Consider the following 21,872-nt stretch of genomic DNA (forward strand, 5'->3'; position numbering starts at 1 on the left):
GGCCTGTTACAGAAATAAAAAAGGCCTGAGTCCGAATTTCGGAGTCAGGCCTGATAGGTGAGCTGATTTACATACGTTCTACGGTTTCGATACCCAGCGTATCCAGACCCAGCTTCAGGGTTTTCGCCGTCAACTGTGCCAGTTTCAGGCGGCTGTTACGAATCTCTTCGTTTTCAGCGCTGAGGATAGGGCAGTGCTCGTAGAAGCCGGAGAACAGACCGGCAACGTCGTACAGGTACGCACACATCACGTGCGGCGTACCTTCACGTGCAACAACGGTCAACGTTTCTTCAAACTGCAGCAGACGCGCAGCCAGCTGAGCCTCGCGATCTTCACTGATAATCACCTGCGCATTTGCCAGCGCGCTTTCGTCGATATCCGCTTTACGGAACACGGACAGTACGCGGGTGTAAGCGTACTGCATATACGGCGCAGTATTCCCTTCGAACGCCAGCATATTGTCCCAGTCGAAGATGTAGTCGGTGGTACGGTTTTTGGACAGATCGGCATATTTCACCGCGCCGATACCGACCGCATTCGCCAGTTTTTCCAGCTCGTCGGCAGGCATGTCCGGGTTCTTCTCCGCTACCAGACGGCGTGCGCGTTCCAGCGCTTCATCCAGCAGATCGGCCAGTTTAACCGTGCCACCCGCACGGGTTTTGAACGGCTTGCCGTCTTTACCCAGCATCATACCGAACATGTGATGTTCCAGCGGCACAGAGTCCGGCACATAACCGGCTTTACGCACGATGGTCCAGGCCTGCATTAAGTGCTGATGCTGACGGGAGTCGATGTAATAAAGTACGCGGTCGGCATGCAGCGTTTCATAACGGTACTTGGCGCAGGCGATGTCGGTCGTGGTGTAGAGATAGCCGCCATCTTTCTTCTGAATGATTACGCCCATCGGTTCACCTTCCTTGTTCTTATACTCATCAAGGAATACGACGGTAGCGCCTTCGCTTTCAACAGCCAGGCCTTTAGCTTTGAGATCGGCCACGATGCCAGGCAGCATCGGGTTGTACAGGCTTTCACCCATGACGTCTTCACGGGTCAGGGTGACGTTCAGGCGATCGTAGGTTAACTGGTTTTGCGACATGGTGATGTCGACCAGTTTGCGCCACATCTCACGGAAGTACTCGTCGCCGCCTTGCAGCTTCACGACATAACTCCGGGCACGTTCCGCGAAGGCTTCATCTTCGTCGTAATGTTTTTTCGCATCACGGTAGAAACCTTCAAGGTCAGCCAGCGCCATCTCGCCAGCATTTTCCTGCTGCTGTTTTTCCAGCCATGCGATGAGCATACCGAACTGAGTACCCCAGTCGCCGACGTGGTTGGCGCGGATAACATTGTGACCGAGGAACTCCAGCGTACGCACCGCAGCGTCACCGATGATGGTGGAACGCAGGTGACCAACGTGCATCTCTTTCGCTACGTTAGGTGCGGAGTAATCAACCACAACGGTTTGTTTAGCCGGTTGGGTGACGCCCAGACGATCGGAAGCCAGCGCCTGCTGAACGTGCTGCGCCAGAAATGCCGGATCGAGAAAAATATTGATAAAGCCCGGGCCTGCAATTTCAACTTTGCTGGCGATCCCGTTGAGATCCAAATGAGTCAGCACCTGCTCAGCCAGTTGTCGCGGCGCCATACCCAGTTTTTTAGCGACAGCCATCATGCCGTTAGCCTGATAGTCGCCGAACTGTACTTTTGCTGACTGACGAACCTGCGGTTCGCAATCTGCAGGCGCGCCTGCAGCAATCATGGCCTGACTGACTTTTTCTGAGAGAAGAGCCTGAATATTCACCGGAATACCTTACATTTATGAAGCGGCTTAAAATGCACCGCACCAGTTTAAGAATTAAGGGCGGGAGTATACTGCAAATGCCCGTTGCCGTCAGCATTGCGAGTATCGCCAGCAGCCTGAAATATAAACATTGTCATTACGTATAATTATTCATATTGCGCTTAAGAAAATCAGCAGTTGGTTGGGGCTGCGCAACAGGGTAAATTAGCGGCTTTGAATATGGATATGAGCTTTCATTATGGCGAACTGGCAAACAGTTGCAGAACTGCATGATATTTCCGCAGATTTACCGCATTTCATTCAGGCGTTAACGGATCTTTCCACTCGCCTTGGGCTGGATGTCTCATCGCTTGAAGCCGATCACATTTCTCTGCGTTGTCATCAAAATACCACCGCAGAGCGCTGGCGTCGTGGGTTTGAACAGTGCGGCGAATTGTTGTCAGAAAATATCATCAATGGCCGACCGATTTGCTTGTTCAAACTCGATGAGCCAGTTTGTGTGCAACACTGGCAATTTACTATCGTAGAACTGCCGTGGCCTGGCGAAAAGCGTTATCCGCATGAAGGCTGGGAGCATGTTGAAATTGTTCTGCCGGGTGAGGTGGAAACGCTGAATGCACGAGCGCTGGCGCTGCTTTCAGATCACGGGCTGAGCCAGCCGGGTATATTTGTAAAAACCAGTTCGCCAAAAGGCGAGCGCGAACGTTTACCGAATCCAACGCTGGCGGTCAGCGATGGCAGCGTGACGATAAAATTCCATCCGTGGTCGATTGAAGCCATTGTGGCAAGCGAACGTCAGGAGTGAGTATGGCATTACTGGAAATCTGCTGTTACAGCATGGAGTGCGCACGCACGGCGCAGCAAAACGGCGCGGATCGCATTGAGCTTTGCTCGGCGCCCAAAGAAGGGGGCTTAACGCCGTCCCTGGGCGTCTTGCGTTCGGTTCGCCAGCATATCTCGATTCCGGTCAATCCCATTATTCGCCCGCGCGGGGGGGACTTTTGTTACACCGACGGTGAATTCGCTGCAATGCTGGATGATATTGCGATGGTAAGAGAGTTGGGGTTCTCTGGGTTGGTAACCGGCATTTTAGATGCAGAGGGTGATGTCGATATGCCGCGCATGGAGAAAATAATGATCGCGGCGGGACCGCTGCACGTCACTTTTCATCGGGCCTTTGACATGTGCGCTAACCCACTCAATGCGCTAAAAAAATTAGCTGATTTGGGCATCGCCAGAGTGCTGACTTCCGGGCAAAAATCAGATGCGGCGCAAGGTTTAACAAAAATTATGGAACTTATTGCGCAGGTGAATGCTCCAATCATTATGGCCGGAGCGGGGGTTCGCGCCTCGAATTTGTCCCTGTTCCTTGATGCTGGAGTGCAAGAAGTCCACAGTTCTGCCGGAGTATGGTTGGCTTCCCCCATGCGTTATCGCAATTCGGGGTTGTCGATGTCTTCGGATGCACAGGCGGATGAGTATTCACGCTATGCGGTAGACGGGGCGGCGGTTGCGGAAATGAAAGCAATCATTGCACACCACCAGGCCAGCTGATTTTTACCGTTGCATCATGTCGCCCAATATGATGCTTGCTCGTACCAGGCCCCTGCAATTTCAACAGGGGCCTTTTTTTATCCTGCATATTTCAAGCCGCAGCGGAGTTGTCTGCCTTGCTGCAAGTTGAACTATTTTGCAGAAAGAGTGCTATCTGGCAAAAATGATTACGGCTTACGTGCAATCAATACCGCGCGTAATGGGGCCGGGTAGCCTTCCACCGTTTTGCTGTGATCGTTCGGGTCGAGGAAGTCGGCCAGGGATTCGGTTATCATCCACTCGGTGCGGCGCTGCTCTTCGGTGGTGGTGACGCAGACATCAGCGATGCGCACATCAACAAACCCACATTTTTCCAGCCAGTTTTTTAACGCCAGCGCAGAAGGAATAAAGTAAACGTTACGCATCTGTGCGTAGCGATCGCCCGGTACCAGTACGGTATTTTCATCACCTTCGACGACCAGCGTTTCCAGTACCAGTTCGCCATCTTTCACCAACTGATCCTTCAACTGCCACAGGTGTTCCAGCGGTGAACGGCGGTGATAAAGCACTCCCATGGAGAATACGGTATCAAAGGCGTTGAGCGCCGGAAGCTGCTCAATACCCAGCGGCAGCAGGTGAGCGCGCTGGTCATTGCCCAGCAGTTTACGTACTGCCTCAAACTGGCACAGAAACAGCTGGGTAGGATCGATACCAACTGCCAGATGCGCCCCCGCGCCAATCATGCGCCACATGTGATATCCACTCCCGCAGCCGACATCAAGAATGGTGCGCCCGGTGAGGTCAGACAAGTGCGGCAGAACGCGATCCCATTTCCAGTCCGAGCGCCACTCGGTATCTATATTGACGCCGTACAACGAGTACGGCCCTTTACGCCATGGCATCAGGTTACGCATCAGGGTGTCGATACGTTTGAGCTGACCGTCGCTGAGCGGCTCATCGCTTTCGGCGGTAACGCTATGCAGTAAGTCCAGGCGATGCGGCGTTAGCTCGGGCAGAAACTCGACCGCATTTGACCACTGCTTAAACAAGCCGTGCTGATCGCGCTGCCAGGTCGCGATTTGCGCCGGGAGCGTTTCCAGCCAATGGGAAAGGTGATTTTTGGCAATCAGTTGATAAAAGTTACCAAAGTCGATCATGCGCTAACCTCAGCTTTCAGTGCCACCAGAGAACCAAAGTTAAAACACTGGAACCACAATTCGCTGTGTTCAAAGCCCGCCTGATGCAGTCTCGCTTTGTGCGTTTCGACCGAGTCGGTCAGCATCACGTTCTCCAGCATGCTGCGCTTTTGGCTGATTTCCAGCTCGCTATAGCCATTTGCCCGTTTGAAATCGTGGTGCATGTTGAACAGCAGCTCGCCAACGTTAGCGTCTTCGAAACTGAATTTTTCAGACAGTACCAGCGCGCCGCCGGGGTTCAGCCCCTGATAAATCTTATCCAACAATGCCTGGCGCTCAGGTGGCTCAAGGAATTGCAGGGTAAAATTCAGCACCACCATCGAGGCGTTTTCGATAGTAATGTTGCGAATATCGCCTTCGACAACGTCAACCGGTGTCGGCGCTTTATAGGCGTCAATATGACGGCGGCAGCGCTCAACCATGGCCGGGGAGTTATCAACGGCAATAATTTTGCAATTCTCGTGATGAATATTGCGACGCACCGAGAGCGTCGCCGCGCCCAGAGAACAGCCCAGATCGTAGACCTGTGTGTTGGGTTGTACGAAACGTTCGGCCAACATCCCAATCATAGAAATGATATTGGAATAGCCAGGAACGGATCGCTGGATCATATCCGGGAAGACTTCAGCTACCCGTTCATCAAAGGTCCAGTCACCCAGACTGGCGATAGGCGCAGAAAAAAGCGTGTCGCGGTGAGACATAACGTAAAAATCCGGGAAAAATAAAGTGGCGTATTGTGCGCTAATGCAGGGAGAAAACCAACTCCCAGGGCATATACCAAAGATTCGCCAGCACCATTAGCAACAGCGAACACCAGGTCGCGCTCATGCCTGAACGGCGCCAGCGGAAAAGCCGGTGGTGGAATCCGTAATAATGCATCAGTCGTCCGGCAATCAAAATCAGCCCGCAAATATGCACCATCCACGTTTCTGCGCCGTTCATTTCCATAAATAACAGCAGCACCAATGCGACGGGAATATATTCCACCGCATTACCGTGAATGCGGATAGCGCTTTGTAGTTCACTAAAACCTCCGTCACCATATGCAACGCGGTATTGCATGCGCAGGCGAACGACATCAAAGGAGAACTTAATTAACAATAACGCACCCAATACGGCATAAAGCGCGCTTACCATACAAACTCCCTTTTAAAATGGCTGATGGCATTGACTATGATAGGTGGCATTTTCAGAAAAGAGAAGATTGCTGTGGAATAGACGGCGCTGATCCGATCTCTGGCAGGGCGCTGCGTAAATTTGCCCATAGCGTATCGACAAGCTCCGGGGCCTGCGCGATATCCGGGGTATGTAAAAACAGATACGGCGTTGTGGTTTGTTGCCATTGCGACAGCTTGGTCAGCCAGACGGCAAAAAGTGCGCTGTTTTGTGCCATATTATCGCTGCCGATAAAGCGTACCATCGGATGGTTTGCCGTCACCACCGCATGCACCGGAACCTTTGGCTTCTTGCGCTGGGCGTCGCGTATCGCTTCAGTATGTGGTATTGCGGCATGTACCGGTCGACTGTCCAGAATCACCCGATTTACCCCGCGCTCATGTAGGCCTCGATTGAATAGCTGCTCTGTTTCGCCTTTGGCAAAAAAGTCCGGATGGCGAACTTCCACACCGTAGGTAAAGGATTTGGGGAGCGCATCGAGAAACTGCCACAAGGCTGGCATGTCGTGCGGGCCAAAAGTTGCGGGTAATTGCAGCCAGTATTGTCCAATGCGTGATTCAAGTGGCGACATGCGCGTGAAAAACTCTTGTACCAGGTCATCGCAATTACGCAGCGCGGCCTGATGCGAAATGGTGGCCGGAAACTTAAAACAAAATCGAAACGCATCGGTAGTCTGCGCATGCCAGCGGGCCACAATGTCGGCTTTTGGCAGCGCGTACAGCGTGGTATTGCCCTCCACACAGTTAAAGTGGCGGGCATACTCTTCAAGGCTGGTGATCCCCAGACGCACCCATTTGGGATGCGCCCACTGGGGTAAACCGATATAAATCATAGCGCTTGCAGGATCTCATCCACGCTGCGTACGCGTGCGATACGCGGGAAAATATGCGTCATGCTGCCCTGATGTTGCTCAGCGCTGGCGGCACTACAGGCGTTTTCTGCAACGATCAGATTAAAACCCAGCTCCCACGCATTTCGCGCCGTTGACTCCACGCCAATATTTGTGGAAATGCCGCACAGGACGATGGTCTCGATGCCCCGACGACGCAGTTGTAATTCCAGATCGGTGCCGTAGAAAGCTCCCCACTGGCGTTTGGTCACTTCGAGGTCGCTGGCGCATTTACCCAGAGCGCTCGGGTAATTCCACCAGTTTTCGGGTAACGCTTTGGCCGGAGCGTGAGCATCAACTGGCTGTTTCAGCGCTTCGGCATAATCGTCAGACCAGCCGACGCGCACCATTACCACCGGGGAACCGTGGGCACGGAATTTTTCCGCCAACTGCGCGGCGCGGGCAACCACGTCGTTTGCCGAGTGTGGGCCGCCAGCGAAAGGCAGGATACCTTCCTGTAGATCAATAACAACAAGAGCGGTTGTTTTTGCGTTCAGTTCCAGCATGATCACTCCAGTAAAAAAAGAATTCCGTTACACCTTAATCGCGAATCAGTGTGAAAGGGACGACAATTTTTGTTATTTTTTGTGAGATTACGCAATGCCCGTCCAGGAAACAGGCGTACAGTCAGTACCGGACTTATCGTGCGGCAGAATTTCCAGTATAATAGCCGCCTTTTTTCATTCAGTTGTGACATTCAGCTAAAGCTGCGACTTCGTCACCTGCGAGACAGGTGACAATCCGCCTGCGGCAAAGTTAAGGGATATCTCATGCGTACAGAATATTGCGGACAGCTACGTCTGTCCCACGAGGGGCAGCAGGTGACTCTGTGTGGTTGGGTCAACCGTCGTCGTGATCTTGGTAGCCTGATCTTTATCGATATGCGCGACCGCGAAGGTATCGTGCAGGTATTTTTCGATCCGGACCGTGCGGATGCGTTAAAGCTGGCCTCCGAACTGCGTAATGAGTTCTGTATCCAGGTTACGGGCACCGTGCGTGCGCGTGACGCGAAAAACGTCAACGCCGATATGGCGACTGGCGAAATTGAAGTGCTGGCCTCCGATCTGACCATCATCAACCGTTCAGACTCGCTGCCGCTGGACTCTAACCATGTAAACACTGAAGAAGCGCGTCTGAAGTATCGCTACCTGGATCTGCGTCGCCCTGAAATGGCGCAGCGCCTGAAAACGCGTGCCAAAATTACCAGCCTGGTGCGTCGTTTTATGGACGATCACGGCTTCCTCGACATCGAAACTCCGATGCTGACCAAAGCTACGCCGGAAGGCGCGCGCGATTACCTGGTTCCTTCTCGTGTTCATAAAGGTAAGTTCTACGCGCTGCCGCAGTCTCCTCAGCTGTTTAAACAACTGCTGATGATGTCCGGTTTTGACCGCTACTATCAGATCGTAAAATGCTTCCGTGATGAAGACTTACGTGCTGACCGTCAGCCTGAATTTACTCAGATCGACGTTGAGACTTCCTTCATGACCGCGCCGCAGGTGCGTGAAGTGATGGAAGCGCTGGTGCGTAACCTGTGGCTGGAAGTTAAAGGTGTGGATCTGGGTGATTTCCCGATCATGACCTTTGCCGAAGCCGAGCGTCGTTACGGTTCCGATAAACCAGACCTGCGTAACCCGATGGAACTGGTTGACGTTGCCGATCTGGTGAAAGGCGTTGAGTTCGCCGTGTTCTCTGGTCCGGCGAACGATGCGAAAGGCCGCGTGGCTGCCCTGCGTGTACCGGGCGGTGCGAGCTTAAGCCGTAAGCAGATCGACGATTACGGTAACTTTATTAAGATTTACGGCGCGAAAGGTCTGGCTTACATCAAAGTCACCGAGCGTGCGAAAGGCCTGGAAGGCATCACCAGCCCGGTTGCTAAGTTCCTGAACGCAGAAATCGTAGATGCGATTCTGGAGCGTACCGGTGCGCAAGACGGCGACATGATTTTCTTCGGTGCCGACAACAAGAAAGTGGTTGCCGACGCGATGGGCGCGCTGCGTCTGAAACTGGGCAAAGACCTGAACATTACCGACGAAGCCAAATGGGCGCCGCTGTGGGTTATCGACTTCCCGATGTTTGAAGACGATGGTGAAGGCGGTCTGACCGCGATGCACCACCCGTTCACCGCGCCAAAAGACATGACTGCCGCTGAGCTGAAAGCTGCGCCGGAAGACGCGGTTGCCAACGCGTACGATATGGTCATCAACGGCTATGAAGTGGGCGGTGGTTCCGTGCGTATTCACAACGGTGATATGCAGCAGACCGTATTCGGCATTCTGGGCATTAACGAGCAAGAACAGCGCGAGAAGTTCGGCTTCCTGCTGGATGCGCTAAAATACGGTACACCGCCGCATGCGGGCCTGGCGTTTGGTCTGGATCGCTTGACTATGCTGCTGACCGGTACTGACAACATTCGTGACGTTATTGCCTTCCCGAAAACCACCGCTGCAGCGTGTCTGATGACTGAAGCGCCAAGCTTTGCCAATGAAGCCGCGCTGGCGGAACTGAGCATTCAGGTTGTTAAGAAGGCCGAGAATAACTGATATGAGATACAAACAGCCTGTCTCGGTGTTAGTCGTGATTTATGCAAAGGACACCGGGAGAGTGCTGATGTTACAGCGACGCGACGATCCTGATTTCTGGCAGTCGGTCACCGGCAGCCTTGAAGAGGGTGAAACCGCGTCGCAAGCCGCGATGCGCGAAGTAAAGGAAGAGGTCGCCATTGATGTTGCGACTGAGCAACTGACCTTAATTGACTGTCAGCGCACGGTGGAATTTGAGATTTTTAGCCATTTACGTCATCGCTATGCGCCGGGAATTGAGCGTAATACTGAATCCTGGTTTTGCCTGGTACTTCCCTCTGAACGAGAGATCGTGTTCACCGAACATCTGACCTACCGTTGGGTTAATGCGCACGAAGCCGCGCAGTTAACCAAGTCGTGGAGTAACCGGCAGGCGATTGAAGAGTTTGTAATTAACGTCGCCTGAGAAGGCGCGCTTTTTGGAGAGATTATTTATGGCAGGTCATAGTAAATGGGCCAACACCAGACATCGTAAAGCAGCGCAGGATGCTAAACGCGGTAAAATTTTCACCAAAATCATTCGTGAACTGGTGACGGCAGCCAAACTGGGCGGCGGCGATCCGGATGCTAACCCACGTCTGCGCGCCGCGGTTGATAAAGCGCTGGCAAACAACATGACCCGTGACACCCTGAACCGTGCAATCGCGCGTGGTGTTGGTGGCGACGATGATGCGAACATGGAAACCATCATCTATGAAGGTTACGGTCCTGGCGGAACAGCCGTTATGATTGAGTGTCTGTCTGACAACCGTAACCGTACCGTTGCGGAAGTGCGTCACGCATTCACTAAAACGGGCGGCAACCTCGGTACCGACGGTTCCGTAGCTTACCTGTTCAGCAAAAAAGGCGTGATCTCTTTTGAACAAGGCGACGAAGACGCCATTATGGAAGCGGCTCTGGAAGCGGGCGCTGAAGACGTTGTGACCTTCGACGACGGCGCGATTGACGTTTACACCGCGTGGGAAGAGATGGGCAAAGTGCGTGATGCGCTGGAAGCGGCTGGTCTGAAAGCGGACGCGGCTGAAGTGTCTATGATCCCCTCCACCAAAGCGGATATGGATGCAGAAACGGCGCCGAAGCTGATGCGTCTGATCGATATGCTGGAAGACTGCGACGACGTGCAGGAAGTTTACCACAACGGCGAAATCTCCGATGAGGTTGCTGCAACGCTCGAATGATGTGGTTAAGCCATAAACTAACAGGAGATGCGTGATGTCTATCATTCTCGGCATTGACCCGGGGTCGCGCATCACCGGTTATGGCGTAATCCGTCAGGTCGGCAGACAGCTGACCTACCTCGGTAGCGGCTGCATTCGCACCAAAGTCGACGATCTTCCTTCACGTCTGAAGTTGATTTATGCAGGCGTGACGGAAATCATCACCCAGTTCCAGCCCGACTATTTTGCCATTGAGCAGGTCTTTATGGCGAAGAATGCCGACTCGGCGCTAAAGCTGGGGCAGGCGCGCGGCGTGGCGATCGTTGCGGCTACCAATCAGGATCTTCCGGTCTTTGAATATGCGGCCCGCCAGGTAAAACAGACCGTGGTAGGTATCGGCAGCGCGGAAAAAAGCCAGGTTCAGCATATGGTGCGCACGCTGCTAAAACTCCCGGCAAATCCGCAGGCGGATGCCGCGGATGCGCTGGCGATTGCTATTACCCATTGCCACGTCAGCCAGAACGCCATGCAAATGAGCGAGTCGCGGCTGAATCTGGCGCGAGGTCGGTTACGTTAGTGACAAATGAGGCTGGATATCTATCCAGCCTTTTTTTATGATAGCGCATTACCTTTTAGCCCTTAACGCAGGAGCGTCACGTGATAGGCAGACTCAGAGGCATCATTCTTGAAAAACAACCCCCGCTGGTCCTTCTGGAAACCGGCGGAGTAGGCTATGAAGTCCATATGCCGATGACCTGTTTCTACGAGTTGCCGGAAGCCGGGCAGGAAGCGATTATCTTCACCCATTTTGTGGTGCGTGAAGACGCTCAACTGCTATATGGTTTTAACAACAAACAAGAACGCACGCTGTTTAAAGAGTTAATCAAAACCAATGGCGTCGGGCCGAAGCTGGCGCTGGCGATCCTCTCCGGTATGTCTGCACAGCAGTTCGTTAATGCCGTTGAGCGCGAAGAACTTGGCGCGCTGGTGAAATTACCGGGTATAGGTAAGAAAACCGCAGAGCGCTTAATTGTGGAAATGAAAGACCGCTTTAAAGGCCTGCATGGCGATCTCTTCACGCCGGCGGCGGATCTGGTCCTGACCTCTCCGGCCAGTCCTGCAACGGATGACGCCGAGCAGGAAGCGGTTGCTGCGCTGGTGGCGTTAGGCTATAAACCACAGGAAGCCAGCCGCATGGTGAGCAAAATTGCTCGCCCTGATGCCAGCAGTGAAACTCTGATTCGTGAAGCGCTTCGCGCGGCATTGTGAGGTAAAGGATGATTGAAGCAGATCGCCTGATTTCGGCTGTCAGCACGACCCCTGAAGATCTGGTGGATCGCGCGATCCGCCCCAAATTGCTGGAAGAGTATATTGGCCAGCCTCAGGTGCGTTCGCAAATGGAGATTTTTATCCAGGCGGCGAAGCTGCGCGGTGAAGCCCTCGATCACCTGCTGATTTTCGGTCCTCCAGGTCTCGGTAAAACCACGCTTGCCAATATTGTTGCCAATGAAATGGGCGTTAATCTGCGCACCACTTCCGGTCCGGTACTGGAAAAAGCGGGCGATCTGGCGGCAATGCTCACCAACCTTGAACCGCACGATGTGCTGTTTATCGATGAAATCCATCGTCTGTCGCCGGTGGTGGAAGAGGTGCTGTATCCGGCGATGGAAGATTATCAGCTGGATATCATGATTGGCGAAGGACCAGCCGCACGTTCGATTAAGATCGATCTGCCGCCGTTTACCCTGATCGGGGCGACGACGCGCGCCGGTTCGTTAACGTCTCCGCTGCGTGACCGCTTCGGTATAGTACAGCGCCTGGAATTCTATCAGGTGGCAGACCTGCAGCACATTGTTGGACGCAGCGCCCGCTTTATGGGACTGGAAATGAGCGATGAAGGCGCATTGGAAGTGGCACGCCGCGCCCGTGGTACGCCGCGTATCGCCAACCGTTTATTACGCCGGGTACGCGACTTCTCCGAAGTGAAGCATGACGGCACAATTTCAGCAGATATCGCCGCTCAGGCACTGGATATGCTCAATGTGGATGCGGAAGGATTCGATTATATGGACCGTAAGCTGCTGCTGGCGGTTATCGATAAGTTCTTCGGTGGACCGGTAGGACTGGATAACCTGGCGGCGGCGATTGGGGAAGAGCGTGAAACCATTGAGGACGTGCTGGAGCCGTATCTGATTCAGCAAGGTTTTCTGCAGCGAACTCCGCGCGGACGTATGGCAACGGTGCGGGCGTGGAACCACTTTGGCATTACACCGCCGGAAATGCCATAAGACTCAATAATCCCTGATGGCGCTACGCCTGGCAGGCCTACGATATGATGCAGGTCTGACAGGCGTAAAACAGATTACTTCAGTTCATCAACCATGGTGACGGCGCGACCAATGTAATTGGCCGGCGTCATTGCTTTCAGGCGTGTTTTCTCGTCTTCAGGCAGCGCCAGACCGTCGATAAACTGCTTCATACCTTCGGCGTCAACGCGTTTGCCGCGGGTCAGCTCCTTCAGCTTCTCGTATGGTTTTTCAATGCCATAGCGACGCATCACGGTCTGGATCGGCTCTGCCAGCACTTCCCAGTTATGATCCAGTTCATCCAGCAGATGATCGCGGTTCACTTCCAGTTTGCTCACACCTTTCAGCGTGGACTGATAAGCGATCAGCGCATAGCCAATCCCCACGCCCAGGTTACGCAGAACGGTAGAGTCCGTCAGATCGCGCTGCCAGCGGGAGACCGGCAGTTTGCTCGCCAGATGCTGCAGAACCGCGTTAGACAGGCCCAGGTTACCCTCGGAGTTTTCGAAATCGATTGGGTTCACCTTGTGCGGCATGGTGGAGGAGCCAATTTCACCCGCGATGGTTTTCTGTTTGAAATGGTTCAGCGCCACGTAACCCCAGACATCGCGGTCGAAGTCGATCAGGATAGTGTTGAAACGGGCGATGCAATCAAACAGCTCGGCAATGTAGTCGTGCGGTTCAATCTGCGTGGTGTACGGGTTCCACTGGATGCCCAGCGAGGTGACAAATTCTTCGCTGAACTGATGCCAGTCCACTTCCGGATAAGCGGCGATGTGGGCGTTATAGTTACCGACTGCACCGTTGATTTTGCCGAGAATTTCGACCTGATTGAGCTGGCGGTACTGACGCTCCATACGGTAAGCCACGTTAGCCATTTCTTTGCCCAGCGTAGACGGGGTAGCTGGCTGACCGTGGGTACGGGAGAGCAGAGGAATTTCGCGATACTGTACGGAAAGATCTTTCACCGCGTCGATAAGCTTGCGCCAGTACGGCAGAACTACTTCGTCACGGGCGGTTTTCAGCATCAGCGCGTGAGACAGGTTGTTGATGTCTTCTGAGGTACACGCGAAGTGGATGAACTCGGAAACAGCGTGCAGTTCCGGGATATCCGCCACTTTCTCTTTCAGGAAATACTCAACTGCCTTCACGTCATGGTTGGTCGTACGCTCAATGGTTTTGATACGCGCAGCATCTTCTTCATTGAAGTTAGCGACAATCGCATCAAGGAAACCGATTGCGTCGGCAGCAAAAGCAGGAACTTCCTTGATCGCTGCGTGCGCGGCCAGTTTTTGCAGCCAGCGTACTTCAACTTGTACACGGAATTTCAGCAAACCGTATTCGCTGAAAATCCCGCGCAGCGCGCTGACTTTATCGCCGTAGCGTCCATCGACAGGGGAAACGGCGGTCAGTGAGGATAATTCCATAGATCACAACTCCGGGGTTAAATGAGCAAGAATTTGTTTAGCCTGAGTCGTCAGGCGATTACGAGAAAACATGAGTTGCAGACGGCCTCCACCAACCTGATGCCAGAGCACGGCAGCGCGAATGCCAGCCAGCAGGGAAGCGCGTACTTTAGCCTGAACCTGTGGGCTCTGAAGGATGGCCGGGGAGCCCGTAACCTGAATACGTGGGCCGAGTGGGCTGATGACGTCAACATAAATGCCTGCCATCGCACTCATCAACGTTTCTGACTGCAAATCAAAATGGTCCAGTTGGCGCTGCAAGCCGTTGATGCGGTCTCCCAGCGTGTCCATAGCGCCTTTAGCGGCTGACAGCTTACGCTCCAGCACCATCAGGCTTAACGTGTAGCGGGTGAGTTCCGCGTTCAGCCCCTGACGACTGCTGGCGTTGAGCACGCCGAGCATCGTTTCCAGACCTAAACGCAGGTTGGCCTCGCTACCGCCAAACACGCCCAGCGTAGAGCTGGGATTCATGTCGATGACACTGTTCAGTGAAACGTGCAATGCATCGGCATCACAATGCCCCTGGTGCGCCAGTTCCTGCACCAGGCGTGCCGACTGACAAATGCCTGCCAGAGCGAGGGTGATGTCATAATAATTCTTTGCCACGTTCACTGCTTCCTTGTATTAGATGTGTAAGTAATTATACCGGCAGAGGCAATCGTTGTTCGATAATGCCGCCGCCGAGGCACACTTCACCATTGTAAAAGACAGCCGACTGACCCGGCGTTACCGCCGCGACTGGCTCGTCGAAAATGACTTCAATACGCTCAGCATCCAGCGCCTTAACGGTGCACGGAATGTCGGTCTGACGATAGCGGGTTTTCACCGTGCAGCGCATTGTGCCGGTGAATGGTTCGCGATCGACCCAGTGCAGCTGTTGCGCCACCAGGCCAACGGACATCAGACGCGGGTGTTCATGACCCTGAGCAACAACCAGAATGTTGTTCTCGACGTCTTTATCCACCACGTACCACGGATCTTCCGTGCCTTCTTTCGTCCCGCCAATGCCCAGACCTTTACGCTGACCCAGCGTGTGGTACATCAGCCCCTGATGCTGGCCAATCTCTTCGCCATCAACGGTGATGATTTTGCCAGGCTGAGCCGGCAGGTAACGACCGAGAAACTCGCGGAATTTACGTTCGCCGATGAAGCAGATACCGGTTGAGTCTTTTTTCTTGGCCGTAATCAGACCGAGATCTTCGGCAATTTTACGCACCTGCGGTTTTTCCAGTTCGCCGACCGGGAACAGGCTTTGCGCGATTTGTTCATGACCGAGCGTGTAGAGGAAATAGCTCTGGTCTTTATTGCCATCGAGTCCACGCAGCAGGCGGCTTTTGCCGTCGACGTCGGCGCGGCGCACGTAGTGACCGGTGGCGATATAATCGGCACCTAAATCTTCGGCGGCAAACTCGAGGAAGGCTTTAAACTTGATTTCTTTATTGCACAGAATATCGGGGTTTGGCGTACGGCCCGCTTTGTACTCTTCAAGGAACAGTTCAAAGACGTTGTCCCAGTATTCTGCGGCAAAGTTGACGGTATGCAGTTCAATGCCGAGTTTGTCACAGACAGCCTGCGCATCCGCAAGATCGGCGGCCGCTGTGCAATATTCCTCGCCATCGTCCTCTTCCCAGTTCTTCATGAACAGGCCTTCTACCTGATAACCCTGTTGTTGTAACAGCCAGGCAGAAACGGAGGAATCGACACCGCCGGACATGCCGACGATCACTTTTTTTGGGCTTTCAGACATAGGAATACTCACGACATTGAACTTCAAGGCGGCATATTCTAGCACGCAGCCCCTTACTTGACACCCTCTGTAAACGGCCAGTTAAATTCGCCGATCATCGCCAGCGGGTAGCGCTGTCCGCTCTGATAGCAACGAATACTCTCCGCAACCAACGGCGAACGCAGATTTGGCGCTGAGAGAACCTCTTCTGCGCTGACCCAGCGACAGCAATCTATATCGCTGTCATGAGGTTCAGTAGCGCACATATTGGCAAGCTCGATAGAAAACAGAAAACGTAAAAAGGGCGTTTTGTCCGGCGCAATCCATTGATGCATCCGGATGAAGTGTTGCGGCTGCGCTGTGATGCCCGTCTCTTCCCACAGTTCGCGAGCGGCGGCTTGCACCAGGGTTTCATCCGCTTCCAGATGTCCTGCAGGTTGATTCCACAGGGCTTTGCCATTGATTGTTTCCTCAACGACTAAGAACTTATCTTCTGCATGCACAATGCAGGCGACCGTGACGTGCGGTTTGAACATACCTGTTCCTTATTCAGTTAGTTGCATCCCGCCATTGACCGTTGGCGAGATTTTCCAGCGTGTAATCTCCCATGGCATAGCGGATGAGGCGCAGCGTCGGGAATCCAACATGCGCTGTCATACGACGAACCTGGCGGTTACGGCCTTCATATAAAGTAACTTTCAGCCAACTGGTGGGGATATTTTTCCGTTCCCGAATAGGCGGATTTCTCGGCCACAGCCAGGTGGGCTCCTCTACTATTTCAATACCTGCGGGCAGCGTGGGACCATCATTGAGCGTCACACCGGTACGCAGCGCATCCAGCGCTTCTGCTGTCGGCTCGCCTTCGACCTGGACGTAATAGATTTTCCCCGTACGCTTGCCGGGTTGCGTTAACCGCGCCTGCAGCGCGCCGTCATTGGTCAGCACCAAAAGTCCTTCGCTGTCCCGGTCGAGTCGGCCCGCAGCATAAATTCCCGGCACGGGAATAAAATCTTTTAACGTGCTTCTGCCCGCCTCGTCAGTAAATTGTGGCAAAACATCGTAGGGTTTATTGAACAAAACCACGCGTTTTGGCTGGTTTTCTTTACGCTGTTTGGTGACTTGTCGTGAGCTGAATCGCTCAACCCGGTGATTTCTAAAAGAAGTTTTTTGCATGGTATTTTCAGATTATATCAATTGCCGCATTATAGCCTAAGAACGAGTGTCTTTCATGGCGACGAACATTAGGGTAGTATTGACATGCTCATTACAAAACATTAACAAAAAATTGCTCTAACGCATTCGTGCAGCAGGACGCAAACGCACATGCAGCGCGATGACAGACGAGCAGAACCAGAAGCGCTCGAAGGAGAGGTGAATGGAAAGCAAAGTAGTTGTTCCGGCGGAAGGTAAGAAGATCACCCTGCAAAACGGCAAACTCAACGTTCCTGAAAATCCGATTATCCCGTTCATTGAAGGCGACGGTATCGGCGTTGATGTAACCCCACCGATGATCAAAGTTGTCGATGCTGCTGTCGAGAAAGCCTATAAAGGCGAGCGTAAAATCTCCTGGATGGAAATCTACACCGGCGAGAAATCCACTCAGGTTTATGGCCAGGACGTCTGGCTGCCTGCTGAAACCCTTGATCTGATTCGTGAATATCGTGTTGCCATCAAAGGCCCACTGACCACCCCAGTTGGCGGCGGTATTCGCTCTCTGAACGTTGCCCTGCGTCAGGAACTTGACCTGTATGTCTGCCTGCGCCCGGTGCGTTATTACCAGGGCACGCCTAGCCCGGTTAAGCACCCTGAACTGACCGACATGGTCATCTTCCGTGAAAACTCCGAAGATATCTACGCAGGTATCGAATGGAAAGCGGACTCTGCAGATGCCGAGAAAGTGATTAAATTCCTGCGCGAAGAGATGGGCGTGAAGAAAATCCGCTTCCCGGAGCATTGCGGTATTGGTATCAAACCGTGTTCTGAAGAAGGGACTAAACGTCTGGTTCGTGCGGCGATCGAATACGCCATCGCTAACGATCGTGATTCTGTTACCCTGGTACACAAAGGTAACATCATGAAATTCACCGAAGGCGCGTTCAAAGACTGGGGCTACCACTTAGCGCGTGAAGAATTCGGTGGTGAACTGATCGACGGCGGTCCGTGGGTGAAAATCAAGAACCCGAAAACCGGTAAAGAGATCGTGGTTAAGGATGTTATCGCCGATGCGTTCCTGCAACAGATCCTGCTGCGTCCGGCTGAATATGATGTGATTGCCTGTATGAACCTGAACGGCGACTACATCTCCGATGCGCTGGCCGCACAGGTTGGTGGTATTGGTATCGCGCCGGGCGCGAACATCGGCGACGAATGTGCGCTGTTTGAAGCAACCCACGGTACTGCACCGAAGTATGCAGGTCAGGATAAAGTGAACCCAGGTTCCATTATTCTGTCCGCTGAAATGATGCTGCGCCACATGGGTTGGGTCGAAGCGGCTGACCTGATCGTTAAAGGTATGGAAGGCGCAATTAACGCCAAGACCGTAACCTATGACTTCGAACGTCTGATGGATGGCGCTAAGCTGCTGAAATGTTCAGAGTTTGGTGACGCAATCATCGAAAACATGTAATCCAGATACTGGGTTGTGTGAAAACGGGAACCGAGAGGTTCCCGTTTTTTTATGCCTGAACTCGCGGTTGCGTAATACGTAAACCACTAACAATTGCTGCCAGCGAGGCCAGAATGCCAGCGGTTATCAGCGAGACGTGCGTTCCACTGTCGCCAAACTGGTTTAGCATCAGCGCGACCAGTGCGGCCCCGGTACTCTGACCCAGCAAGCGCGCCGTCCCCAGCATACCGCTCGCCCCACCGCTGCGTTCACGCGGTGCGGAGGTGATGATGGTGTGATTATTTGGGGACTGGAACAAGCCAAAGCCTGCGCCGCACAGAATCATCGGCCAGATGATATTAAAATCGGAGGGGGAAACGGGCAGCAGCACCAGCGAAAACAACCCGCTGGCCATCAACGCCATGCCCAGTGCGCCCAACAGCCCGGCGTGAACGCGTTCAATCAGATATCCCGCCAGCGGCGCCATCACCATGGTTGCCAGCGGCCATGGCGTCAACAGCAGGCCTGTTTCGACCTCGCTGCGTCCGAGCACCGTTTGCATAAAGAAGGGCAGGGAAACCAATGCCAGCATTTGTGCGCAGAATGAACATATCGAGGTACAAATCGAGAGTGAAAACAGTGGAATGCGTAACAGGTCAACCGGCAGTAACGGCACCTCCAGCGCGAGCTGGCGTCGGATAAAGAAAAAACCCACCACCATAAGCGCCACAAGCTCGGCACCAATCAGTTTTAGCGACTGTCCTTGTGCAAAGCCGCTGAGCGCCGTAATTAACAAGCCAAACGTTAAGGCATTCATTACCGCACTGGGCAGGTCAAAGCGTGGTTTAGTGCCGCGGGACGCATTGGGCGGCAAAAAGCGCATCGCCAGCAACAGGGCGACTATTCCCAGCGGGACGTTAATCAGAAACAGCCATTTCCAGGAGGCAATAGAAAGAATTGCTGCGGCAATGGTCGGACCCGCAGCCGAGGAGACTGCGACGATAAAGGAGTTAATCCCCATCCCTCGCCCAAGCTGACGCTGGGGATAAATAAGTCGGATCAATGCCGTATTCACGCTCATTAGCGCCGCACCGCCAAAACCCTGGGCGACGCGAGCCAGCGTCAGCATGTGCAACGAATCTGACAAGGCACAAAATAGCGATGCAAGCAGGAACACGACCAGGCCACACTTATAAATGCGCCGGTAACCGAACATATCGCCTAAAAAAGAGAGGGACAGGAGCGAAACGACGATCGCGATTTGATAGGCGTTCACAATCCAGATTGAGCTGGCTGGTGAGGCCTGAAGATCGGCGGCGATAGTTGGCAGGGCCACGTTCGCTATTGCACCGTCGAGTACTGCCATAGAAATGCCAATAACAATGGTTAAAATTGCGCCATATCGCTGGGGCAATGGCAGACCATCGGCCTGAATTTTTTCCATAGAAAGTCGATATTTGTGGAATTTATGATGAGGGTATTAATTTTAGCATTGATATTCAGGTGTTAGGTCGCAGATTTGTAACTAAGTGAGCAAAGAGCGATTGCGAGGGTTGGTACGTGAAATTATAATAAAAACCGGTTCTGATTTTTATAAAACACTCGAAAGGGGTGATAAATGGCAATCGCAGATCTGGATAAGCAACCCGATTCTGTATCTTCCGTGCTGAAAGTTTTTGGCATTCTGCAGGCGCTGGGTGAAGAGCGCGAAATTGGTATTACCGAGTTGTCGCAACGCGTCATGATGTCGAAAAGCACCGTTTATCGCTTTTTGCAGACCATGAAAACGCTGGGTTATGTGGCACAGGAAGGGGAGTCTGAGAAATACTCACTGACCCTGAAATTATTCGAGCTGGGCGCGCGCGCGTTGCAAAACGTCGATCTTATCCGTAGCGCTGACATTCAGATGCGCGAACTTTCGCGCCTGACCAAAGAGACTGTACACCTCGGTGCGCTGGATGAAGACAGCATCGTCTACATTCACAAAATCGACTCTATGTACAATCTGCGCATGTATTCCCGCGTTGGTCGTCGTAATCCGCTGTACAGTACAGCTATCGGTAAAGTTCTGCTGGCATGGCGTGACCGCGATGAAGTGAAGCAGATTCTGGATGGCATTGAGTACAAACGCAGCACCGATCGTACCATTACGAATACTGATGAATTACTGGTACTGCTGGATAAAGTACGTGAGCAGGGTTACGGCGAAGATAACGAAGAACAGGAAGAAGGCCTGCGCTGCATCGGCGTACCGGTGTTTGACCGTTTCGGCGTGGTTATTGCAGGGTTGAGTATTTCATTCCCAACGCTGCGTTTCTCAGAAGAGCGTTTACACGAGTATGTGGCAATGCTGCATACGGCAGCGCGCAAGATTTCAGAACAAATGGGTTATAACGACTATCCGTTCTAATCTGACGTAATCGCGAATGTTAAAAACCCCAGGTATTTTGTACCTGGGGTTTTTTATGAACAGTCATAACGTTACCTGGCGTAAATAACGTATCGTATGTAATGTTGCATTATTAGCCGTTATCGATAATGACCGTGCTTTTCCTTAACAAGGGACAATCCGATAGGCCAATGATACCGCTACTGGTGTGGACGTACTGTGCCGTGCTGGTTCCACGGGCAGTCAGATATTGGCATTGCAGACCCAGACCGGCAGCATTCTCCTTACTTCCAATCAAAATTCCATAGCCGCTCAATAATAAACCGATCCAAACCAGAGCTAACAACACAATAGCGCGGATAATCAGACGCATTACAACCTCTTATCTTTTCTCATTGTTATTAGATTAGCCTGTACACGGTATGAAACAAGTCAATCATTCCTAAAAAGATTGAATGCCTATACAGTTAACGCTGGGTTTAGGTAACGCATGATAATTTATAGACATAAGATGTGGAGTTGAAGAGTGGAGCTGGAGTGAAAAAAATTCGCTGGGTAGTGCTGATTGTTGTTGTACTGGTATGCATACTGATGTGGGCGCAGGTGTTCAACATCATGTGCGATCAGGACGTACAATTTTTCAGCGGTATTTGTGCCTTCAATAAATTTATTCCCTGGTAAGCGCATTTTCGCAACAGTTGATTACCTTCTTGTGCGGCAGTGGTAAACTACACTGTCTACATTGAGGTGGTAAAATGAACGAAGTTTTGAATTCTGGCGCGTTGAGTTTTGCGTCTTTAGCGGTATCGGTGGTGGTTCTGATTGTAGGGCTTGTTCTTTGGTTTTTTATCAATCGGGCAAGTTCGCGTACTAACGAGCAGATTGAGCTGCTTGAGGCATTGTTAGATCAGCAAAAAAGACAGAACGCTTTGTTACGTCGCCTTTGCGAAGCTAACGAACCCGAGAAAGCAGCAGAGCCTACTGCACTGCCCATTAAGGATGAAGACGATGACATCATCCGCCTGGTAGCTGAGCGGTAAAAAAGG

General features: G+C 52.7%; 25 protein-coding genes. 12 read left to right on the forward strand and 13 right to left on the reverse strand.

Features of this window, described 5'->3' with window-relative positions:
* Nucleotides 1-67: 67 nt before the first annotated feature.
* A complete protein-coding gene (gene argS / locus OGV52_RS19160; RefSeq protein ID WP_181221654.1) occupies nt 68-1,801 on the reverse strand; it encodes an arginine--tRNA ligase in 1,734 nt (577 codons plus the stop codon).
* A 238-nt stretch (nt 1,802-2,039) separates the two neighbouring features.
* Here argS and OGV52_RS19165 point away from each other — a divergent pair, with 238 nt between their 5' ends.
* Together OGV52_RS19165 and cutC are read left to right on the forward strand one after the other, a co-directional pair.
* Nucleotides 2,040-2,606: a VOC family protein gene (locus tag OGV52_RS19165; RefSeq protein ID WP_047502136.1), complete on the forward strand. Its 567-nt coding sequence runs from the start codon at nt 2,040-2,042 to the stop codon at nt 2,604-2,606.
* Nucleotides 2,607-2,608: 2 nt separating this feature from the next.
* Complete coding sequence (gene cutC / locus OGV52_RS19170; RefSeq protein WP_047502138.1) at nt 2,609-3,355, forward strand: copper homeostasis protein CutC; 747 nt, start codon at nt 2,609-2,611, stop codon at nt 3,353-3,355.
* A gap of 167 nt (nt 3,356-3,522) precedes the next feature.
* Here cutC and cmoB read toward each other — a convergent pair whose 3' ends face one another.
* Genes cmoB through OGV52_RS19195 form a run of 5 tightly spaced genes read right to left on the reverse strand, consistent with a single transcriptional unit; the run spans nt 3,523 to nt 7,101 of the window.
* On the reverse strand, nt 3,523-4,491 hold the full coding sequence (gene cmoB / locus OGV52_RS19175) for a tRNA 5-methoxyuridine(34)/uridine 5-oxyacetic acid(34) synthase CmoB (RefSeq protein ID WP_016153420.1): 969 nt from the start codon (nt 4,489-4,491) through the stop codon (nt 3,523-3,525).
* Nucleotides 4,488-5,231 carry a carboxy-S-adenosyl-L-methionine synthase CmoA gene (cmoA, locus tag OGV52_RS19180; RefSeq protein WP_016153419.1) on the reverse strand — a complete coding sequence of 248 codons (744 nt, stop codon included), beginning with the start codon at nt 5,229-5,231 and terminating at the stop codon, nt 4,488-4,490. Before cmoA ends, cmoB begins: the two co-directional genes overlap by 4 nt.
* Before the next feature lie 40 nt (nt 5,232-5,271).
* Complete coding sequence (locus tag OGV52_RS19185; RefSeq protein ID WP_016153418.1) at nt 5,272-5,667, reverse strand: MAPEG family protein; 396 nt, start codon at nt 5,665-5,667, stop codon at nt 5,272-5,274.
* Nucleotides 5,668-5,719: 52 nt separating this feature from the next.
* Nucleotides 5,720-6,538 carry a DUF72 domain-containing protein gene (locus OGV52_RS19190; RefSeq protein WP_103766418.1) on the reverse strand — a complete coding sequence of 273 codons (819 nt, stop codon included), beginning with the start codon at nt 6,536-6,538 and terminating at the stop codon, nt 5,720-5,722.
* Nucleotides 6,535-7,101, reverse strand: coding sequence for a hydrolase (locus tag OGV52_RS19195; RefSeq protein WP_169330028.1), 567 nt, complete (start codon nt 7,099-7,101; stop codon nt 6,535-6,537). The genes OGV52_RS19190 and OGV52_RS19195 overlap by 4 nt, the downstream gene beginning before the upstream one ends.
* A 264-nt stretch (nt 7,102-7,365) precedes the next feature.
* Here OGV52_RS19195 and aspS point away from each other — a divergent pair, with 264 nt between their 5' ends.
* The 6 genes from aspS to ruvB all read left to right on the forward strand — a co-directional run bounded on the left by aspS (nt 7,366) and on the right by ruvB (nt 12,622).
* Nucleotides 7,366-9,138 (forward strand): aspartate--tRNA ligase, encoded by a 1,773-nt coding sequence (gene aspS, locus OGV52_RS19200; protein WP_016153415.1) that lies wholly within the window; start codon nt 7,366-7,368, stop codon nt 9,136-9,138.
* A 1-nt stretch (nt 9,139) separates the two neighbouring features.
* Nucleotides 9,140-9,583, forward strand: a complete 444-nt coding sequence (gene nudB, locus OGV52_RS19205) for a dihydroneopterin triphosphate diphosphatase (protein WP_287108961.1) — start codon at nt 9,140-9,142, stop codon at nt 9,581-9,583.
* A 28-nt stretch (nt 9,584-9,611) separates the two neighbouring features.
* The gene (locus OGV52_RS19210; RefSeq protein ID WP_016153413.1) at nt 9,612-10,355 is read left to right on the forward strand and encodes a YebC/PmpR family DNA-binding transcriptional regulator; all 744 of its coding nucleotides are present in this window, start codon (nt 9,612-9,614) and stop codon (nt 10,353-10,355) included.
* Between the two features lie 34 nt (nt 10,356-10,389).
* Nucleotides 10,390-10,911, forward strand: coding sequence for a crossover junction endodeoxyribonuclease RuvC (gene ruvC, locus OGV52_RS19215; RefSeq protein ID WP_003034867.1), 522 nt, complete (start codon nt 10,390-10,392; stop codon nt 10,909-10,911).
* Between the two features lie 80 nt (nt 10,912-10,991).
* Nucleotides 10,992-11,603 carry a Holliday junction branch migration protein RuvA gene (gene ruvA, locus OGV52_RS19220; RefSeq protein ID WP_016153412.1) on the forward strand — a complete coding sequence of 204 codons (612 nt, stop codon included), beginning with the start codon at nt 10,992-10,994 and terminating at the stop codon, nt 11,601-11,603.
* Between the two features lie 8 nt (nt 11,604-11,611).
* The gene (gene ruvB, locus OGV52_RS19225; protein WP_016153411.1) at nt 11,612-12,622 is read left to right on the forward strand and encodes a Holliday junction branch migration DNA helicase RuvB; all 1,011 of its coding nucleotides are present in this window, start codon (nt 11,612-11,614) and stop codon (nt 12,620-12,622) included.
* A 74-nt stretch (nt 12,623-12,696) separates the two neighbouring features.
* Here ruvB and purB read toward each other — a convergent pair whose 3' ends face one another.
* From purB to rluE, 5 genes are read right to left on the reverse strand one after another with little or no spacing between them, the layout of a single operon-like run.
* Nucleotides 12,697-14,067, reverse strand: a complete 1,371-nt coding sequence (gene purB, locus OGV52_RS19230; protein ID WP_287108962.1) for an adenylosuccinate lyase — start codon at nt 14,065-14,067, stop codon at nt 12,697-12,699.
* Nucleotides 14,068-14,070: 3 nt separating this feature from the next.
* On the reverse strand, nt 14,071-14,712 hold the full coding sequence (gene hflD, locus OGV52_RS19235) for a high frequency lysogenization protein HflD (protein ID WP_016153409.1): 642 nt from the start codon (nt 14,710-14,712) through the stop codon (nt 14,071-14,073).
* Between the two features lie 34 nt (nt 14,713-14,746).
* On the reverse strand, nt 14,747-15,853 hold the full coding sequence (mnmA, locus tag OGV52_RS19240; RefSeq protein WP_003832402.1) for a tRNA 2-thiouridine(34) synthase MnmA: 1,107 nt from the start codon (nt 15,851-15,853) through the stop codon (nt 14,747-14,749).
* A 53-nt stretch (nt 15,854-15,906) separates the two neighbouring features.
* Entirely contained in the window at nt 15,907-16,368 is a 462-nt protein-coding gene (locus OGV52_RS19245) for an NUDIX hydrolase (RefSeq protein WP_204565774.1), read from the reverse strand.
* Between the two features lie 13 nt (nt 16,369-16,381).
* A complete protein-coding gene (gene rluE, locus OGV52_RS19250) occupies nt 16,382-17,005 on the reverse strand; it encodes a 23S rRNA pseudouridine(2457) synthase RluE (RefSeq protein WP_016153406.1) in 624 nt (207 codons plus the stop codon).
* Nucleotides 17,006-17,207: 202 nt separating this feature from the next.
* Between rluE and icd the strand changes: the two genes are divergently transcribed.
* Nucleotides 17,208-18,458: an NADP-dependent isocitrate dehydrogenase gene (gene icd / locus OGV52_RS19255; RefSeq protein ID WP_287108964.1), complete on the forward strand. Its 1,251-nt coding sequence runs from the start codon at nt 17,208-17,210 to the stop codon at nt 18,456-18,458.
* Between the two features lie 49 nt (nt 18,459-18,507).
* Here the strand turns inward: icd and OGV52_RS19260 are convergent, their stop codons facing one another.
* Complete coding sequence (locus tag OGV52_RS19260; RefSeq protein ID WP_287108965.1) at nt 18,508-19,881, reverse strand: MFS transporter; 1,374 nt, start codon at nt 19,879-19,881, stop codon at nt 18,508-18,510.
* A gap of 174 nt (nt 19,882-20,055) precedes the next feature.
* On the opposite strand from OGV52_RS19260, the gene kdgR reads away from it, so the two are divergent.
* The gene (kdgR, locus tag OGV52_RS19265; protein ID WP_003833778.1) at nt 20,056-20,847 is read left to right on the forward strand and encodes a DNA-binding transcriptional regulator KdgR; all 792 of its coding nucleotides are present in this window, start codon (nt 20,056-20,058) and stop codon (nt 20,845-20,847) included.
* A gap of 112 nt (nt 20,848-20,959) precedes the next feature.
* Here kdgR and OGV52_RS19270 read toward each other — a convergent pair whose 3' ends face one another.
* A complete protein-coding gene (locus OGV52_RS19270) occupies nt 20,960-21,199 on the reverse strand; it encodes a YobH family protein (protein ID WP_016153403.1) in 240 nt (79 codons plus the stop codon).
* Nucleotides 21,200-21,363: 164 nt separating this feature from the next.
* Here OGV52_RS19270 and mgrB point away from each other — a divergent pair, with 164 nt between their 5' ends.
* Together mgrB and OGV52_RS19280 are read left to right on the forward strand one after the other, a co-directional pair.
* Nucleotides 21,364-21,507 (forward strand): PhoP/PhoQ regulatory lipoprotein MgrB, encoded by a 144-nt coding sequence (mgrB, locus tag OGV52_RS19275; protein ID WP_016153402.1) that lies wholly within the window; start codon nt 21,364-21,366, stop codon nt 21,505-21,507.
* 74 nt (nt 21,508-21,581) lie between these two features.
* On the forward strand, nt 21,582-21,866 hold the full coding sequence (locus OGV52_RS19280; RefSeq protein WP_016156797.1) for a YebO family protein: 285 nt from the start codon (nt 21,582-21,584) through the stop codon (nt 21,864-21,866).
* The last annotated feature ends 6 nt before the right edge of the window (nt 21,867-21,872 follow it).

It is taken from the genome of Citrobacter sp. Cb041, assembly GCF_030336655.1.
Classification (GTDB): Bacteria; Pseudomonadota; Gammaproteobacteria; order Enterobacterales; family Enterobacteriaceae; genus Citrobacter; species Citrobacter braakii.

Bases quoted from the DNA above. Each gene is read 5' to 3' on its own strand.
- OGV52_RS19165 (WP_047502136.1), top strand. From the start codon at position 2,040: ATGGCGAACTGGCAAACAGTTGCAGAACTGCATGATATTTCCGCAGAT.
- cutC (WP_047502138.1), top strand. From the start codon at position 2,609: ATGGCATTACTGGAAATCTGCTGTTACAGCATGGAGTGCGCACGCACG.
- cmoB (WP_016153420.1), bottom strand. From the start codon at position 4,491: ATGATCGACTTTGGTAACTTTTATCAACTGATTGCCAAAAATCACCTT.
- cmoA (WP_016153419.1), bottom strand. From the start codon at position 5,231: ATGTCTCACCGCGACACGCTTTTTTCTGCGCCTATCGCCAGTCTGGGT.
- OGV52_RS19185 (WP_016153418.1), bottom strand. From the start codon at position 5,667: ATGGTAAGCGCGCTTTATGCCGTATTGGGTGCGTTATTGTTAATTAAG.
- OGV52_RS19190 (WP_103766418.1), bottom strand. From the start codon at position 6,538: ATGATTTATATCGGTTTACCCCAGTGGGCGCATCCCAAATGGGTGCGT.
- OGV52_RS19195 (WP_169330028.1), bottom strand. From the start codon at position 7,101: ATGCTGGAACTGAACGCAAAAACAACCGCTCTTGTTGTTATTGATCTA.
- aspS (WP_016153415.1), top strand. From the start codon at position 7,366: ATGCGTACAGAATATTGCGGACAGCTACGTCTGTCCCACGAGGGGCAG.
- nudB (WP_287108961.1), top strand. From the start codon at position 9,140: ATGAGATACAAACAGCCTGTCTCGGTGTTAGTCGTGATTTATGCAAAG.
- OGV52_RS19210 (WP_016153413.1), top strand. From the start codon at position 9,612: ATGGCAGGTCATAGTAAATGGGCCAACACCAGACATCGTAAAGCAGCG.
- ruvC (WP_003034867.1), top strand. From the start codon at position 10,390: ATGTCTATCATTCTCGGCATTGACCCGGGGTCGCGCATCACCGGTTAT.
- ruvB (WP_016153411.1), top strand. From the start codon at position 11,612: ATGATTGAAGCAGATCGCCTGATTTCGGCTGTCAGCACGACCCCTGAA.
- purB (WP_287108962.1), bottom strand. From the start codon at position 14,067: ATGGAATTATCCTCACTGACCGCCGTTTCCCCTGTCGATGGACGCTAC.
- mnmA (WP_003832402.1), bottom strand. From the start codon at position 15,853: ATGTCTGAAAGCCCAAAAAAAGTGATCGTCGGCATGTCCGGCGGTGTC.
- OGV52_RS19245 (WP_204565774.1), bottom strand. From the start codon at position 16,368: ATGTTCAAACCGCACGTCACGGTCGCCTGCATTGTGCATGCAGAAGAT.
- rluE (WP_016153406.1), bottom strand. From the start codon at position 17,005: ATGCAAAAAACTTCTTTTAGAAATCACCGGGTTGAGCGATTCAGCTCA.
- icd (WP_287108964.1), top strand. From the start codon at position 17,208: ATGGAAAGCAAAGTAGTTGTTCCGGCGGAAGGTAAGAAGATCACCCTG.
- OGV52_RS19260 (WP_287108965.1), bottom strand. From the start codon at position 19,881: ATGGAAAAAATTCAGGCCGATGGTCTGCCATTGCCCCAGCGATATGGC.
- kdgR (WP_003833778.1), top strand. From the start codon at position 20,056: ATGGCAATCGCAGATCTGGATAAGCAACCCGATTCTGTATCTTCCGTG.
- OGV52_RS19270 (WP_016153403.1), bottom strand. From the start codon at position 21,199: ATGCGTCTGATTATCCGCGCTATTGTGTTGTTAGCTCTGGTTTGGATC.
- OGV52_RS19280 (WP_016156797.1), top strand. From the start codon at position 21,582: ATGAACGAAGTTTTGAATTCTGGCGCGTTGAGTTTTGCGTCTTTAGCG.